The 17,022-nt window shown below is 39.2% G+C and carries 9 protein-coding genes and 1 tRNA gene; 8 read left to right on the forward strand and 2 right to left on the reverse strand.

Features of this window, described 5'->3' with window-relative positions:
• Positions 1 to 104: 104 nt before the first annotated feature.
• A tRNA-His gene (locus NYP55_RS00510) sits at positions 105 to 180 on the reverse strand.
• A gap of 132 nt (positions 181 to 312) precedes the next feature.
• On the opposite strand from NYP55_RS00510, the gene purT reads away from it, so the two are divergent.
• From purT to purD, 6 genes are all read left to right on the forward strand, one after another.
• A complete protein-coding gene (purT, locus tag NYP55_RS00515; protein WP_101889282.1) occupies positions 313 to 1,686 on the forward strand; it encodes a formate-dependent phosphoribosylglycinamide formyltransferase in 1,374 nt (457 codons plus the stop codon).
• A gap of 171 nt (positions 1,687 to 1,857) precedes the next feature.
• Positions 1,858 to 2,637, forward strand: coding sequence for a phosphoribosylaminoimidazolesuccinocarboxamide synthase (gene purC / locus NYP55_RS00520; protein ID WP_004130757.1), 780 nt, complete (start codon positions 1,858 to 1,860; stop codon positions 2,635 to 2,637).
• Between the two features lie 121 nt (positions 2,638 to 2,758).
• On the forward strand, positions 2,759 to 6,532 hold the full coding sequence (locus NYP55_RS00525) for a phosphoribosylformylglycinamidine synthase (RefSeq protein ID WP_415702390.1): 3,774 nt from the start codon (positions 2,759 to 2,761) through the stop codon (positions 6,530 to 6,532).
• A gap of 69 nt (positions 6,533 to 6,601) precedes the next feature.
• Positions 6,602 to 8,095, forward strand: coding sequence for an amidophosphoribosyltransferase (gene purF, locus NYP55_RS00530; protein WP_116689576.1), 1,494 nt, complete (start codon positions 6,602 to 6,604; stop codon positions 8,093 to 8,095).
• 53 nt (positions 8,096 to 8,148) lie between these two features.
• A complete protein-coding gene (gene purM, locus NYP55_RS00535) occupies positions 8,149 to 9,183 on the forward strand; it encodes a phosphoribosylformylglycinamidine cyclo-ligase (RefSeq protein ID WP_415695164.1) in 1,035 nt (344 codons plus the stop codon).
• A gap of 33 nt (positions 9,184 to 9,216) precedes the next feature.
• Positions 9,217 to 10,494, forward strand: coding sequence for a phosphoribosylamine--glycine ligase (gene purD, locus NYP55_RS00540; protein WP_020973616.1), 1,278 nt, complete (start codon positions 9,217 to 9,219; stop codon positions 10,492 to 10,494).
• Here the strand turns inward: purD and NYP55_RS00545 are convergent.
• Entirely contained in the window at positions 10,491 to 12,527 is a 2,037-nt protein-coding gene (locus NYP55_RS00545; RefSeq protein WP_004130749.1) for an LTA synthase family protein, read from the reverse strand. The genes purD and NYP55_RS00545 overlap by 4 nt on opposite strands.
• Positions 12,528 to 12,821: 294 nt before the next feature.
• On the opposite strand from NYP55_RS00545, the gene NYP55_RS00550 reads away from it, so the two are divergent.
• A complete protein-coding gene (locus NYP55_RS00550) occupies positions 12,822 to 14,201 on the forward strand; it encodes an alpha/beta hydrolase-fold protein (RefSeq protein WP_004130747.1) in 1,380 nt (459 codons plus the stop codon).
• 2 nt (positions 14,202 to 14,203) lie between these two features.
• Entirely contained in the window at positions 14,204 to 16,960 is a 2,757-nt protein-coding gene (locus tag NYP55_RS00555; RefSeq protein ID WP_020758984.1) for a bifunctional lysylphosphatidylglycerol flippase/synthetase MprF, read from the forward strand.
• Positions 16,961 to 17,022: the final 62 nt, after the last annotated feature.

A 17,022-nucleotide genomic window follows, 5' to 3' on the forward strand; every position in this document is an offset into this window, starting at 1 on the left:
CTCCAAAGCATGCTAACAAAATAAACGTGTTTGAACACAAAAACAAGACAAAACAGAAAGCCATACAGAGTAAAAAAAAATCGGCCGAAAAACAGCCGATTAAGTGGGGTGGCTAACGCGGCTTGAACGCGCGACCTTCTGAACCACAATCAGATGCTCTACCGACTGAGCTATAGCCACCATTACAGCGCGAAACCCTTCGGGAATCGCACAACAGAGGAATACTATACACGATTTTTCTCGTTTGCGCTACCCTTGCGATTTTCGGCGCGTCGCACAAAATACGACGTTACTTAATGACACAATAAGACTATGAGTTTTTTGCAAAAATCAAATGCAACTAGCATGCTCAATGAGCAAGCAGAACATTGGAAAAGCGTTGAAAATAATCACACTTTTGGCATTCTAAATTCAACGTCATACACAACAAAAGCTCTTCTTCTAGGGTCTGGAGAGCTTGGAAAAGAAATCACTATAGAGCTTATAAGACTTGGTATTAAAGTATTTGCTGCAGATAGTTATGCGAATGCTCCAGCAATGCAAGTTGCGCAAGAAAATCGCGTTTTAGACATGAGCGATTCTAAAAAATTGCAAGAACTAATAAACAACATAAACCCAAACATAATAATCCCAGAAGTTGAAGCAATATCAACCGAAGTATTAAAAGACGTTGTTAAAAACAAAAAAATTCAAGTCGTTCCAAGCTCTAGTATCACTTCGATTGCAATGGATCGCGAAGCTTTGCGAAAAATCGCCCACGAAAAAATTGGTTTGCCTACTACACCATATTGTTTTGCTTCAAGCTACAAAGAGTTAGAAGAAGGAGCAAAAATCGTAGGGTATCCGTGCGTAGTGAAACCAATTATGAGTTCTTCTGGTCATGGTCAATCTATTGTAAAAGATCCTAAAAATCTTGAAGATGCTTGGATAGAAGCACAAAATGGAAGAAGATCTAAGCATAAAACGCAAAACTTGCAGAGTGAAGATAATGAAAATAATGAAGATATATCTCGCGTAATAGTGGAAGCATTAGCGCCTTTAGACTACGAATTAACGGTTTTAACAGTGTGCTCAAGCGCTGGAATAATAACATGCGAACCTATTGCACAATGCCAAGAAAACGGCGACTACAGGCAATCATGGCAACCAGCAAACATATCGGAAAATGTTAGAGAATCCGCTCAAAATATTGCAAAAAAAGCCGTAGAAGGTTTAAGCAAAATAGCAAAAGAGAATGGGGAAACTGGTTGGGGCATTTACGGAGTTGAACTCTTTGTTCTTAAAAACGGCGACTTGCTTTTTAACGAACTATCCCCTAGACCGCACGACACTGGCATGGTAACAATGATTTCGCAATACTACAGCGAGTTTGCTTTGCATGTTTTAGCCATTTTAGGTGTTCCAATCACACAAAAGCATACTGCTCTTTGCTTAAAAGATAACGAAGTTGCATTAAGCCACGCACTTGTTGCGCAAGGAAACGGAGCTGTAGGATTTACAAATCTTGCGCAAGCATTAGATGAAGAAGATTGCACAAGATGCGATATACGAATTTTTGGAAAACCAGAAGTTCACGGCTCAAGACGAATGGGTGTTATTTTGACAGTATCGAACAGCATAAATGATGCAAAATCTTGTGCGACACGCATTGCAAGCAAAATACGCACAATAGAACTGCCATCGTAAAACGTTGAAAAGTCAAGGTTTTCACTGGTTTTATTAAACAAAAAATCAAAAAATAATCCAAACAAAATGTAGGTAACAATTGTTAGTCTAATCATGCTGGCGGTTGAATAAACCTTCAAATAATGATGGTTTGCAACACTCAGCCATGGATACAACGAGAGAGGCACGTCAATGGAAAAACTTGACAAGTTGTATGAAGGCAAAGCAAAGAAATTGTATGCCACAAGTAACGATAATGTTCTGTGGGTTCAATACATGAATCAAGCTACAGCTGGCAATGGCCTTAAAAAGGCTCAAATTGCTGGAAAAGGCAGCTTAAATAATCAAATCACTTCTCTACTGTTTAATCTTCTCAAAGCTCGTGGAGTTAAAAGCCATTTTCTTGGCAGAATCTCGAATACCGAGCAACTTGTAAAGCGCATGAAGATGTTTCCTCTAGAAATAATAATGCGAAACACGGCTGCTGGTTCTTTTGCAAAACGATATGCAGTTAAAGAAGGAACTGCCCTAAAAAAGCCTCTTTTGGAGTTTTGCGTAAAATCAGACGATCTTGGTGATCCTTTTATTAACCCAGAAGGCGTTGTGGCTTTGGGTCTTGCTAGTGAAAGCGAAATGGCAGAAATTACAAAGCAAGCTCACGCTGTAAACAATGCACTTTTGGATATTTTCAACAAAATCGACGTTCAACTCGTTGACTTTAAGATTGAAGAAGGCGTTGATGCGCAAGGAAATATTCTTCTTGCAGACGAGATAACGCCAGATACGTGCCGACTTTGGGATAAGCGCAATACAAGCTCCGAAGTAAGTCATTTAGATAAAGACTTGTTCAGACGCGATTTAGGAGACATAATTCCAGCCTACGAAGAAATATTCTCGAGGCTTAAATCTCTTGCGCAAAGCGAAGGAGTAAACTTCGACGAAGTTAATCCAAACGATTGTGCTGAACAATGATTTTAATGTGGCTCGCATCTTTTAGGTGCGAGCCACGCGCGTTCTTAAACAAATAAAATAAAACAAATAAAAGATAGCCAAACACAAATAGCCAAAACTACAATTGCAAGGCAGGTTCACCGTGGTATTTCGCGTTTATGTTGAAAAACGATCTGGTTTCGATATAAAAGCCCAACATCTTAATCACGAGCTTAAAGAGATTCTTGGTATTGATTCTCTAAAATCCACGCGCATAATCAACAGGTATGATGTAGAAGGAATATCTAAAGATCTTTTTAACACTGCTGTTAAAACGGTTTTTAGCGAGCCTACAGTAGACAACACTTACGACTACTTGCCTATTAGCACAAATGAACATGTTTTTGCTATAGAGTTCCTTCCTGGCCAGTTTGATCAGCGCGCGCAATCCGCAAGCGAATGCGTACAAATGATTAGCCAGGGAGAATGCCCCAAAGTTAGAACTGCTCAAATTCTTGCTTTTAACGGCAATTTGTCTAAAGAAGAACTTGACTCAATTAAACACTACGTTATTAATCCAGTAGAAGCTCGCGAAGCATCGCTAGATAGTGTCGATACGCTTAAAAGCGAGGCGATTGTTCCAGCAAACGTAGAAGTATTAGATGGTTTTAACGATTTAGATTCCAAAGGCTTGCAAAAATTCATTGAAGATCGCGCGCTAGCAATGGACTTGGCTGATGCTAAATTCTGCCAAGACTATTTTAGAAGAGAAAATCGCAATCCAACTATTACAGAAATAAAAGTAATAGACACGTATTGGTCCGACCATTGCCGCCATACTACTTTTGGAACGCATTTTGAAAACGTGCAAATAGATGACGAGCAAGTAAAAGATGCATTTAATCGTTATCTTAAATTACGAGAAGAGCTTAACCGCACAAATAAGCCGATTTGTCTTATGGACATGGCCACTATTGGCGCAAAATATTTGAAGCATATAGGAAAGCTTAAAAACTTAGACGAATCCGAAGAAATCAATGCGTGCACAGTAAAAGTAAAAGTTGACGTTAATGGGCACGATGAAGACTGGCTGTTTTTGTTCAAAAACGAAACGCATAATCATCCTACAGAAATCGAACCTTTTGGCGGCGCTGCAACTTGCATTGGCGGTTGCATTCGAGATCCTCTTTCGGGACGCTCCTACGTATATCAAGCAATGCGCGTAACTGGAGCAGCCGACCCTAGAACTCCTATTAGCGAAACTTTAGAAGGAAAACTATCTCAACGAAAAATTGTAACGTCGGCAGCTGCAGGCTACTCGTCTTACGGAAATCAAATTGGATTAGCAACAGGCGAAGTACACGAGATTTACCACCCAGGATATGTTGCAAAACGAATGGAAGTTGGCGCGGTTGTAGCAGCTACCCCAGCAGACCACGTTAGAAGAGAAACACCTGAGCCAGGAGATGTGATTATTCTTCTAGGCGGCAGAACTGGAAGAGACGGAATTGGCGGAGCAACTGGTGCTTCTAAAGCGCAAGACGCAGACAGCATTGAAGAGTGCGGAGCAGAAGTTCAAAAAGGAAATGCACCTATTGAACGCAAGTTGCAAAGACTTTTTAGACGCAAAGACGCATGCCGTCTTATTAAGCGTTGCAACGATTTTGGCGCTGGTGGCGTAAGCGTTGCAACTGGAGAAATCGCAGATGGCTTGATTATTAACTTAGACAAGGTGTCTAAAAAATACGAAGGCCTTGATGGCACGGAACTTGCGATTTCTGAATCACAAGAGCGAATGGCAGTTGATGTTGCTGCAAGCGATGCCGACGAATTTTTGAGCTACGCGCGTCAAGAAAATCTGGAAGCGCAAATTGTAGCTACTGTTACAAAAGAAGCTCGAATGAAAATGACTTGGCGAGGAAAAACAATTGTTGATCTAAGCCGCGAATTCCTAGCTTCTAATGGAGCTCCAAAAACGCAAGATATTCACGTTGAAAATGGCAAAAAATATGCTACAAAATGGCAAGACGAAAGTGGAGTTTACTCTGGCAAGTCTTTAGCTGAACGCATTAAAAATCTTGTTTCTAACATAAACGTTTGCTCAAACAAAGGCCTTAGCGAAATGTTTGACTCCACTATTGGAGCCGCAACAGTTCTTATGCCATTTGGTGGCCGCCGTCAGCTCACTCCAGCACAAGCAATGGTCGCAAAATTCCCAGTATTTGGTGAAACAAACACCGCTTCTGCAATGTCTTGGGGATTTAACCCATACATTATGGAAAAGAACCAATTTACGGGAGCGTACATATCGGTTGTAGAATCTTTAGCAAAGCTTGTAGCAAGCGGTTTTACAATCGAAAACGCTTATTTAAGCCTTCAAGAATATTTTGGCAAACCGCAAAATGTGCCTGAAAGATGGGGAAAGCCTACTGCAGCAGTTCTTGGCGCTTTAAGCGCGCAAATTGATTTTGGCGTTGGCGCGATCGGCGGTAAAGACTCTATGAGCGGAAGCTTTGAAAATCTTGACGTTCCTCCAACTCTTATATCGTTTGCTGTTACTACAGGAGACGCGCGAAATGTTGTTTCTCCAGAATTCAAAAAAACCAATAGCAAAATCCTAAGAATACTACCTACGTATAAAGAAGACGGCATTACGCCTAACGCTCAAAGCTTCTTAGAAGCGATTAGGATTGTTGAAAATCTTACTTCAAGCAAGCGCGCGCTAGCGATTAGCACTCCAGGTTTTGGAGCTAGTGCGGAAAGCTTGTTTAAGATGACTTTGGGCAACCATATTGGATTAAAGCTTAACGACTCTGTTAAAACAGACGACTTGTTTAAGTCTAGATATGGAACTTTCTTTGTAGAAGTGGATGAAGATTTTAACGTTGACGATTTTTCAAGCAAGTTTAGCGAGGATCTTGTAAACGTTGAAGTTATTGGACAAACGTGCAATGAATTTAAGCTTTATGCTTGCAACGAAATCATTAGTTTAGATGACTTACAGGAAGATTGGGAAAGTCCACTAGAGGGCATTTTCCCATATCGAGGTAAAGGAAGCGCAGTTCGCGAAATAAATTCCACTAATCGCAAGCCTGTTAGAAATCATATGAAATCTAATAGAAGAACGCCATTGAGTAAGCCACGCGTAATCATTCCAGTTTTCCCTGGAAACAATTGCGAATACGACACTCAAGCAGCGTTTGAAAAAGCTGGAGCAGAATGCAAAACGCTTATAATCAATAATTTAAGCGCTGATGATGTTGTAGAATCCGCAAAAGAGCTTGTTAAAGAGATTAATAAAAGCCAAATTGTTATGATTCCTGGCGGATTCTCTGGAGGCGATGAGCCAGACGGTTCTGCCAAGTTTATAACGGCATTCTTTAGAAACCCTGCCGTTAGCGACTCTGTTCGCGATTTACTAAACAATCGCGATGGCTTAATGCTTGGTATTTGCAACGGCTTCCAGGCTCTTATTAAGCTAGGTCTTGTTCCATTTGGAGATATTGTTCCAATTGATGCAGAATGCCCAACTTTAACGTTTAACACTCTTGGAAGGCATCAAAGCAAGATTGTTAGAACTCGCGTTGCATCTAATCTTTCTCCTTGGCTTTCAAATTGCAAAGTTGGCGATGTTCATAGTGTTGCAATATCTCATGGCGAGGGACGATTCGTAGCATTACCAAAAGTTATGGATACTCTTATACAAAACGGCCAAATTGCAACGCAATATGTTGATAGCAATGGCGTTCCAAGCATGAACCTTAAAGTAAATCCAAACGGTTCGCTTATGGCTGTAGAAGGAATCACTAGCCCAGATGGAAGAGTATTCGGAAAAATGGGTCATTGCGAGCGCAGCGGTAACGGTTTGTACGTAAATATTCCTGATTTTAGAACACAAAACATTTTTAGCTCTGGAGTTGAATACTTTACGTCATGATTTGGGATTGTGTGTTTAATTATTCTAATCAAAATATTTATTGCGATTTTGAAAATATAGGGGGTGCGAATGTCTGCTGAGCTTGAAGGAGTTCACGAAGAATGTGGCGTTTTTGGAGTGTGGGGTCATTCCGATGCCGCAAGACTTACCTACTTTGGCTTGCACGCATTGCAACATAGAGGACAAGAAGGTGCTGGAATAGTTGCCAACGATAATGGTCATCTTAAAGGATACAGAAACTTAGGTCTTTTAACTAAAGTTTTTGCAAACGAAGACATTATGAAGCATCTTACTGGAAACAGCGCGATTGGCCACGTTCGCTACGCTACTGCTGGATCTGGAAGTGTTGAGAACATTCAACCTTTTCTGTTTTCTTTCCACGATGGAGATGTTGCTTTAGGGCATAATGGCAATCTTACTAATTGCACAACTCTTAGAAATAAGCTAGAAGATTGCGGAGCGATTTTCCACTCTAACTCCGATACAGAAGTTTTGATGCATCTTATTAAAAGGTCAAACAAAACTTCATTTATGGATAAGCTTAAAGATGCGCTGTTAACTGTTCATGGCGGTTTTGCATACTTGCTTCTTACAGAAGACGCGCTTATTGGAGCAACGGATCCTAATGGTTTTAGGCCGCTTAGTCTAGGAAGAATGAGTAATGGTGCTTACGTTCTTGCATCGGAAACTTGCGCTTTAGATATTGTTAGCGCGGAGTTTATTAGAGACATTGAGCCTGGCGAAATAATCGTTATTAATAACGATGGATACAAGATTGAGCGTTATGCAAAAAATATTCAGCACGCTGTTTGCTCAATGGAGTTTATCTATTTTGCTCGCCCGGATTCTAATATTTACGGAATTAATGTTCATTCTGCGCGAAAGCGCATGGGAGCACGCTTAGCTAAAGAGTCTCCTGTAGACGCAGATATGGTGATTGGTGTGCCTAATTCTTCGCTTTCTGCAGCTGCAGGATATGCCGAAACAAGCGGAATCCCTAACGAGATGGGTTTGATTAAAAATCAATACGTTGCGCGCACTTTTATTCAGCCAACGCAAGAGCTTAGAGAACAAGGCGTTCGCATGAAGCTTTCGGCCGTTAGAGGTGTTGTTAAGGGAAAGCGCGTAATTGTTATTGACGATTCAATCGTTCGCGGAACCACGTCTAAGAGGATTGTTCGTCTTCTTAGAGAAGCGGGCGCTAAAGAGGTTCATATGCGAATCTCTTCGCCTCCTCTTAAATACCCGTGCTTCTACGGAATCGATATTCAAACTACTAAAGAGCTTATTGCAGCTAAACATTCTGTTGAGCAAATTCGCGAATATATTGGCGCTGACTCTTTAGCATTCTTATCTTTAGACGGTCTTGTTGAGTCTATTGGGTTAAATAAGCCTGCTCCGTACGGAGGATTATGCGTAGCGTATTTTAATGGCGACTACCCTACTGCTTTAGATGACTATCGAGATGAATTCTTAGCTTCGCTTTCTAAAGAAGACAAGGAAGTTTTAGAGAATATTAAAAAGAATAGTAAATACAATTTTGCGACTAAAAACTGCGATTAAACTACGACTAAACTTCGACTAAACACTTAAAACAAACACGAAAGGATTCTTAAATGCCAAACGCATATGAACAAGCTGGCGTTAGCGTAGAAGCTGGCTACGAGGTTGTGCGAAGAATAAAATCCCACGTAAATCGCACAAAAAGACCAGGCGTTATGGGCGGAATTGGCGGTTTTGGCGGCCTATTTGATTTAGCAAGCCTTGGATACAAAGACCCAGTGCTAATTTCTGGAACAGATGGAGTTGGCACAAAGCTTATGATTGCGCAAATGATGCAAAAGCATAATACGATTGGCATTGATTGTGTTGCTATGTGCGTAAATGATATTGCAGCTCAAGGCGCACAGCCTCTGTTCTTCCTTGATTACATTGCTTGCGGAAAAAACAATCCAGAAATACTCGAGCAAGTGGTTTCTGGCGTTGCAGACGGATGCATTCAGGCAGAATCTGGCTTAATTGGCGGAGAGACTGCAGAAATGCCTGGAATGTACAACGAAGACGAGTACGATCTTGCGGGATTTGCTGTAGGAGTTGCAGAAAGAGAAAACATTGTTGACGGCTCTAAAATCACGCCTGGAGACGTTCTTATAGGTCTTGCATCTTCGGGAGTGCACTCAAACGGATTCTCACTTGTTAGAAAAGCACTTTTTGATGTAGCTAATTACAACGTAAATAGTAAACCAGAAGAATTGTGTGGCAAATCTATTGGCGAAGTTCTTTTAGAGCCTACAAAAATCTACGTTAAAGCATTAAAACCGCTTTTTGCTAATCATCTTATTAAAGGCGTAGCTCATATTACAGGCGGCGGATTTATAGAAAACATTCCAAGAATGTTTGCAAATAATCTTGCAGCACAAATCGACACAAAAAAGTGGCAAGTTCCTGCAATTTTCAACCTTATTGAAAAGTCGGGTAAAGTAGACCACTCAGAAATGTTCAACGTTTTTAACATGGGAATCGGAATGATATTAGCAATTAATGCAAATAAAGCCGATGAAGCTATGCAAATCCTTAAAAACAATAATGAACAAGCGTATGTTATTGGCAAAATGATTAAACGCGAAAACGTTGCAGTTGAGTTGTTATAATTCACAAAATCTTAAAGTAATAAAGGATTAAAGATGAAAGTTTTAGTTGTAGGCTCAGGCGCACGAGAACACGCAATCGCAGTTGCATTTTTAGCGAGTAAAAGCGTTAGCGAAGTCACAGTTGCTCCTGGAAACCCAGGCATGATTAAAAGCGGAATCAAAATTGAAAACATTAGCGAATCGGATCACAACGCTTTAATCGAATTTGTTAAGAACAACAACTACGACTTTGCTTTTATTGGCCCCGAAGTGCCTCTTATGAATGGCATTGTTGACGATTTTGAAGCTAATGGAATCCCAGCATTTGGCCCAAACAAAGCGGCTGCTCAAATTGAAGGATCTAAGGATTTTGCAAAGCAACTTATGCAAAGGCATAATATTCCAACAGCCGCCTACCAAACATTTAGTGAGATAGAACCAGCGATTGAGTACGTTAAAAATCAAGGCGCTCCTATTGTTATTAAAGCAGACGGCTTGGCTGCTGGAAAAGGCGTAACAGTTGCCACTAGCGTTGATGAGGCGCTCGCAGCTTTAGACGATATTTTTGTAGACCATCGTTTTGGCAAAGCTGGAGCAAAAGTAGTTATAGAAGAGTTTTTAGAAGGCGAAGAATTCTCATTAATGAGCTTTGCTAACGGAACAGATTTTTGGGTTATGCCAATTTCTCAAGATCACAAGCGCGCTCATGATGGCGATACTGGCCCAAACACTGGCGGCATGGGAGCTTATAGCCCTGTTCCACAAATTAGCGATGGAGTTGTAAAACAAGCGATTGATAAAATCGTACGCCCAACTTTGCAAGCTCTTGCAAGCGAAGGCATGCCTTTTACAGGAGTTTTGTACGCTGGATTGATTAACACAGAGCAAGGCGCAAAAGTAATAGAATTTAACGCTCGCTTTGGAGACCCAGAAACAGAGGTTGTTCTTCCAAGACTTACTAGCGACTTTGGCGAAGCTATTTTTAACATTTTGCATGGCAAAGAACCAACATTTACTTGGGCTAAAAATGGCGTAACTCTTGGCGTTGTGTTAGCAAGCAAAGGCTACCCTGGAAAGCTTGTTACAGGAACACCTCTGCCACAAATCACTCTTAATAGTGCAGATCAAAATGTTTACTATTCTGGTGTTAAATTAGACGAAAACAATAATCTTGTAACGTCTTCTGGAAGAGTGGCACTTTTGCAAGTAAATGGCAAAGATGTTAAAGATGCTCAATCAAAGGCCTATAGCATATTAGACAATCTTAATCTTTCTAACATGTTTTATAGGCACGACATTGCAACTAAAGCACTTAAAGCATTGAAAAATTAAAAACCAAGAAAGTTTGTGTTTTTAAGATAATGCTTTCCAGCTGTAATATCGTATTGAATCAAACGGTAATCATTCAATAATTGTTTAGTTTCTTTGTTCATACTACTAGCAATCATTGGCTTTCCGCTTGGATTCAAGTAAATTGGCTGGCCTTGCGGAATTCTATCCCACCCCTGAATCTTATTTACTACAGGAGGCTCCATTGCACTAATCTTTTCGTGCAATCTTGTAAGGAATGCAAGATATGGCGAAACTTTAGAATTTGTGTGAGACGCCACTTGCGATATAAAGAAGTTTGGAGAAGAATAATAGTCCCTAATTTTGTTTGGAGCTTTATTATTTTCTCTAGCTTTTTTATTTGACCAAATAAAGTAATCAGTTAGATGTAAATCAAGAGAATTATTCTCATCATCGCTGGCAGTACTATATATTCCAGGAAGATGATCTCCATAGAATACAACAGTCACTGGCTTATCTATAGAATCCAAGTCATTTAAGAATGATTGAGTTGCTTTATCTGTGTAACTCACTCCCTTAGCATATGTTTCAATCGAAGATATTTCCGAGCTTCCAAGCTTTGGCGAGCCAGGCTTTGAACTAGCCTTAAAATCATTGTTCTTATACCAATTCCTAAATGGCATATGATTTTGCATTGTGACTATTTGCACAAATTGATTATTTTTACTAGAGGCGATTTTTTCAAACGCACTTTTATACGCAGACTCGTCGCAAACATAAGGCGATTTATCAAGCATATTTTTGTGCGCAATAACATTAGGAGCTTCTAGCGAGTAGAACTTACTAAAACCAAACTTCTTATAGTTTGTTGAGCGCAAGTACATACTCGGCTCATACGGGTGGAATGCTATGGAATTAGATTCACTCCCCCAATACCTGTTAATCGTAGGAGTCCAAGAAGAATTTGGAACAAGTTGCTGATACGGGCTTGTAAGAGATGAGTTAAAGTTCACCATGCTCAATCCCGTAAGAGACATGTATTCAAGGTTTGCAGTTCCTCCGCCGTAGCCAGAAGAAAGCATTAATCCACTATCCGTTTTCTCTTTCAAAGAGCTTATAAATGGCATTGGATTCTTATTTAGTTGCAATCCAGGAACTCTTATTGGATTAGAGAATGATTCCGAAAGCACATAAACAACAGTATTATCGGAGATTTTTGACTTTCTAGAAGCGTTTATTTTCTTTGCTTCATTATTGTATTTTTCTAGCAAAGCGCTCATAGTTCGCTCATTGTAATCCGCAGGCTTATCCATAACCTTTGGGTTTACTTGCCTTAAAAATGCCACTAATGCGCCGTTTCTTTGAGCGTCGTAAACGGAGTCCCACATTGATGGCGTGTCTCCCATAAACTTAGCAAAATTGTTTGCGCTAGAATCAACAGTTCCAACTGTGCAAATATACCATCCAAAAGTCGCTAATAATGCTATTAAAGTTACAACACGAACCAAAATCGAAGTTCTTAAATTTGAAATAATAACAATTTTTCCATGATTAACATCTAGAACATGCAATAAAAGCGCAATAACCCAAGTTATTAGAACAGCAACAATAGAGCTAAAAATAACAGCATTTGCGTTGTCTGGAAGAAAAGATGCGATATTTCCAGTATTACTTTTTAAAAAGTTTAAGTCAGCTGGAAGAATAGTTTCGTATCGAACATTCACTTTCATATATTCAATAACAGAAACAATTATAGATGCGCTAATCAAAATAGCAGACGTAATCCAAAAACGATTTATGATTATTAGCAAAATACCGTAAATTAACGCAAGAATAAGAAGATTAAGCACAAAAACAAAATTAAGCTTAAGCCACATTTTTGAGATTATGTTCCAAGCACTTGCCGAAAGTGATGAAGTCATTTCTACTCGGCCAGAACGCTGTACAGAAAACTGCACAATCATAACCATTATTGCGCAAAAAGCAACAAACATAACGGAGTACGTCCAACGAGCAAACCTAATCTTAAAACGCTCAAATTGCTTAAAAATTGTAAGAGAATTGCTTAATGGCAATTTTGCACCCTTCTGATTTACGCCTAATGTTTAATGCATATTACGTTTATTACGTTCTTAACGCATGTATGTGTACGCATCCATTTACACATATATCTTAAGTATCGCTATCGTCATACAAAACAACCGTATAAAACTATGCATATTCATACTTTTGATGTATTGTAATATGTTCTATAGCATTTATCATTATAATAGATGACAAAATATAGAAAATTTTAAGGATTATATACTATATTTGCAATGGTTGTGTTTGTTATCTTCAATCTAGCGAGGTTTTAAGGAACAGTAAGAATGAAGCAATTTATTGCCACAATTAACTTAATGCACGGCATTCTACCTATAAGCATATTTGCAATATCTGGATTATGCTTAGCTGTTCTTTTAATTACAAAACCTAAAAAGTCTAAGTATTTTTCAAAACTCTTAACTCAATTAGGCTCAGCATTTTTATTTGCCATTATTTTTGGATTCATAACTTGGCTAATATCCGACGTTTTTCTTGTGTTTGGCGTAAGTCTTGGATGGCTTGTGATTTGTTCGATTGCAGGGGGATTTGCTGCCGTAGGCTTTGCTCTAAGTGCTGCAATAATTTCTAAAGGATGCAGAAGAGCTTTCGCTATTTTTTCGATTATCTTATTTGTTTTAGCAACAATGATTCGCGTAAATATGATTTACGGAGAATACACGACTATTGGATCTGTTTTTGGATTAGGAAATTACCCAAAGCTAGAAGAGCATAATAAACACAATGCCATTATGGAGATTAAAGATTGGAACTTACTAGCAGATCAGAAAAAACTGCCTAAAATGCCATCCAAAGGCATTAGCCGCTCTGTTAGAATTCCTGCAACGCAATCAAACTTCCGCGCTAGAATCGCAAATGTGTATCTTCCTCCAGCTGCGCTAACAAAATTTGCTCCAAAACTTCCTGTAATGGTTCTTCTTTCTGGACAGCCAGGAAGCCCTAATAGACTATTTGCTGCAAGCGAAATAGTGAACACTTTAGATGCTTACGCTAAAAAACACAATGGTTTAGCTCCGATTGTTGTTTCCCCAGACCAAAATGGCACTTCAACGCACAATTCACTTTGCGCAAACACAAAGGTTTATGGGAATGCTCAAACGTACCTAACTAAAGATGTTGTTAGCTGGATTCGCAAAAATCTTCCTGCAAGCACAAATCCAGCACTTTGGCTTATGGGAGGATTTTCTCAAGGTGGAACTTGCGCAACTCAAATAGTTCCAGCATATCCAAAGTTATTTGGAAACATGTATTCTGCTGGCGGAGAATTAGAGCCAACTTACAAGAATAAAAACGAAACAATAAACCGCTATTTTAACGGGAATCGCAAGGAATACGAAAAACATATTCCAGCAAACATAATGAGAAAAAACGCTCCATTAAATCAAAATTATTATTCAATAGCAGGAGCATGGGATCCAAAATCACAAATAAACCAATCCACTATTGCTGTGGCAGCACACAAAGCTGGAATAAGCGTTATAACAATGATTTCTAAAGGCTCAGGCCACGATTGGCATACGGTTCAAAGCGGATTAAAGGTTGCTATTGATCATCTTTGTAAAGACGCTGGAATAGCAAAGCATAATCCAGATTTAAGCTCTTATAGTAATATTCAAGTGGTTGTTAATCAGAAGGTGAGGCGATAAACATGCCAAACTTTTTATCAAAAAATCACAAGTCAACAGCAAAACATCATTTATCTATACTAAGTAATGATGTTAGAATCTGGCTGTCTCAGCGAGTTCTTGCAGTAAAAATCACTCTTGTATTTTTGCTTATAAACCTTTTACATTGGATTTTCCGTACCGTAATGCACATTTACACTTACGGTACAAACGCTACTCTTGCACAGTTTTTCTCGTACCATAAGCCAAAAATTGGCTCCCCATTCCTTTTTGGTCATAGAAACGTTCCTCAACTTTTGCTTAAACTGTTCCACTCGCTTTTCCTTGTAAACAGTTTTCCGTCTTTAGCTGTTAACGCTATTCTTTCTTTGGTTTTAATCGGATTAGCAGAAACAAGAATTGGAAAAATGCGTTTGCTTTTTGTTTCTGTATCTAGCACGCTTATTGGAACTTTGCTAGGACTAACACTAGTTGGCAATCTTTCTGCGATTATTCGCAATATGCATTGGATTACTAGAATACCAATTAGACTTTCGCCTTTTACTCTTTTTGTTGGCGCGTTTATGTCTGCAGCAACATGCGAATCAATCTTGTGGCGTAGACGAATGCTTGTTTTAGGCTATTCAATAACGTCTGCAATGCTTCTTTATAGTGGAAATCCTGGGGATTATTGCACGATTTTTGCAGCGATTTGTGGCCATATTATTGGCAATTTAATGAACAAGAACATCAAAACTAATACTACTAAAAGCGCAAGTTGGTGGCATGGAACAGACTACGAAATTAGGCGTCTTTTTTCAATAGCACAACTTATTATGGCACTAGGCCCTGTTCTTGCTCTATCTTCAAAATCACATGCTGGAATACTAACAACTCTGGGCTTGTTTATGTCTCCACAAATGGGCACAAAACCTTGGCTTGCAAGATGCATATCGAACTATAGTTCTAGCAGCTGTTTGCTTCATTCTGGATTGCAACACGCAACAATTGGCGGTCTTTGGATTCGTATTCTTTTGCCTATTGTTACTTTAATGATTATAGCTTGGGGGCTTTTACGCGGAAGAAGGCTTGCAGCATATGCGGCTATAACAATTAATGGACTTACTGCAGTTTATGCAACTATGTATTTTGCGATTTTGCCATTAATCGCAGCTAAGCAAGCTATGATTTTCCACAAGAATAATGCAACTTCTATAGCGTTTATGCTCACTGCTCTGCCTCCACTATTAATCGCAATACTATTGTTTATAAACATAAAGCATTTTCCAAATCATAGCGATAAGTTTGAACGCAGAATTGGATTAGTTGCAATTGTTCTTGCACTATTTTCTACTGGAATAGGATATGTTTGCTTTGGATTAATTGCTCCAAATGAGTTTAAGCCTACAGCAGATTTGCATCATTTACTCCGTGACCTCCCAGGACGTTGGATGCCTATGGGATTTGGAACAAGATCTAACGCAATGCTTATGCCATTAACTCCACTTGCTTCTGCTATTACTCAATGCGTTGGAGTGCTTCTTTGGATTGTTCTTTTTGTTGTTTGCCTTATGTGGTTTAAAAACAAAGTTACAATTAACGAAGAAGATCATAAAAAAGCAAGTCAATTAGTTCATTTTGGCGGAGACACAATGAGCTTTATGACTACTTGGCCAGACAATCACTATTGGTTCTCTAACACAGAACGCTCCGCAATAGCATATAGGCTTAAGTATGGAATTGCTTTAACATTAACAGGGCCTTTTGGAGATAAAACAGAATATAAGAATGATTTGAAAGCGTTTATTCAACTTTGCGAGCAAAACTCTTGGTCTCCAGCTTTCTATGCTGTGCATGAGGAAGACCGCAAAAACCTAGAATCTCTTGGTTTTATGTCTATTAAAGTTGGAAGCGATATGCTTGTTTACCCTAAAGAGTGGCAAACTCGTGGCAAAAAGTGGCAAGATATTCGTACCGCTATAAACAAAGCAAAACGCGATGGAATAACAGATGTTCTTAGCACATACAACGATGCTCCGTGGGAAATTCAACAACAGATTATTGAGATTTCGGAAGAGTGGGCAGAGCTTAAATCTCTTCCAGAGATGAAGTTTACTCTTGGCGGATTAGAAGAATTGCACGATCCTCGAGTAAAAATTTTGTATGCAATTGACAATAACGGCAAGGTTCTTGGCGTTACGAGCTGGATGCCTACTTATAGCAACAATCGCGTAATAGGGTGGACTCTTGATTTTATGAGGCACCGTACGGATAGTCCTAATGGAATTATGGAGTTGCTTATTGCAAGAATGGCGGAACGCTTAAGAGATGAAGGACTTGAGAATCCAGAATCTGCTGTGGAATTTATGAGTCTTTCTGCTGCTCCTCTTGCTGGAATAACAGATATTTGCGACTCAAACGATTCTAGTACTTCAACTTCTTTGCAAAATGAAGCGAACACTGTTAATAACAAGGACGATATAGGAAATAATGATAATGATGGCGTAGAACATGCACAAAATGACGTAAATCACCATGAATCTAACGAGATTATTGTTCATGCTCTAGAGATGATGTCCGACATTTTGGAACCAGCATACGGATTTAAGTCGTTGTACTTCTTTAAGAAAAAGTTCCAACCAACCAATAGTCCTGTGTACATATGCTATTTGGATTCTGCAAAGCTCGCGCAAATATCGCTAGCTGTTACAAGCTCCTATTTGCCAGAAACTAATCCTAAGCAAATTTTAGAAATGCTAAAAACACTTAAGAAAGACGCAAATCAAAAAAATCTCCGTTAATTTGCGTGCTGTAGCTTGCATATTAACGGAGATTAAGTTTATTAAGAGATTTTAATAGAAAT

The organism is Gardnerella sp. c10Ua_31 (assembly GCF_055700915.1).

What these genes read in the sequence shown, in the direction of transcription:
- purT (WP_101889282.1), top strand. Translation starts at nt 313, where the DNA reads ATGAGTTTTTTGCAAAAATCAAATGCAACTAGCATGCTCAATGAGCAA.
- purC (WP_004130757.1), top strand. Translation starts at nt 1,858, where the DNA reads ATGGAAAAACTTGACAAGTTGTATGAAGGCAAAGCAAAGAAATTGTAT.
- purF (WP_116689576.1), top strand. Translation starts at nt 6,602, where the DNA reads ATGTCTGCTGAGCTTGAAGGAGTTCACGAAGAATGTGGCGTTTTTGGA.
- purM (WP_415695164.1), top strand. Translation starts at nt 8,149, where the DNA reads ATGCCAAACGCATATGAACAAGCTGGCGTTAGCGTAGAAGCTGGCTAC.
- purD (WP_020973616.1), top strand. Translation starts at nt 9,217, where the DNA reads ATGAAAGTTTTAGTTGTAGGCTCAGGCGCACGAGAACACGCAATCGCA.
- NYP55_RS00550 (WP_004130747.1), top strand. Translation starts at nt 12,822, where the DNA reads ATGAAGCAATTTATTGCCACAATTAACTTAATGCACGGCATTCTACCT.
- NYP55_RS00555 (WP_020758984.1), top strand. Translation starts at nt 14,204, where the DNA reads ATGCCAAACTTTTTATCAAAAAATCACAAGTCAACAGCAAAACATCAT.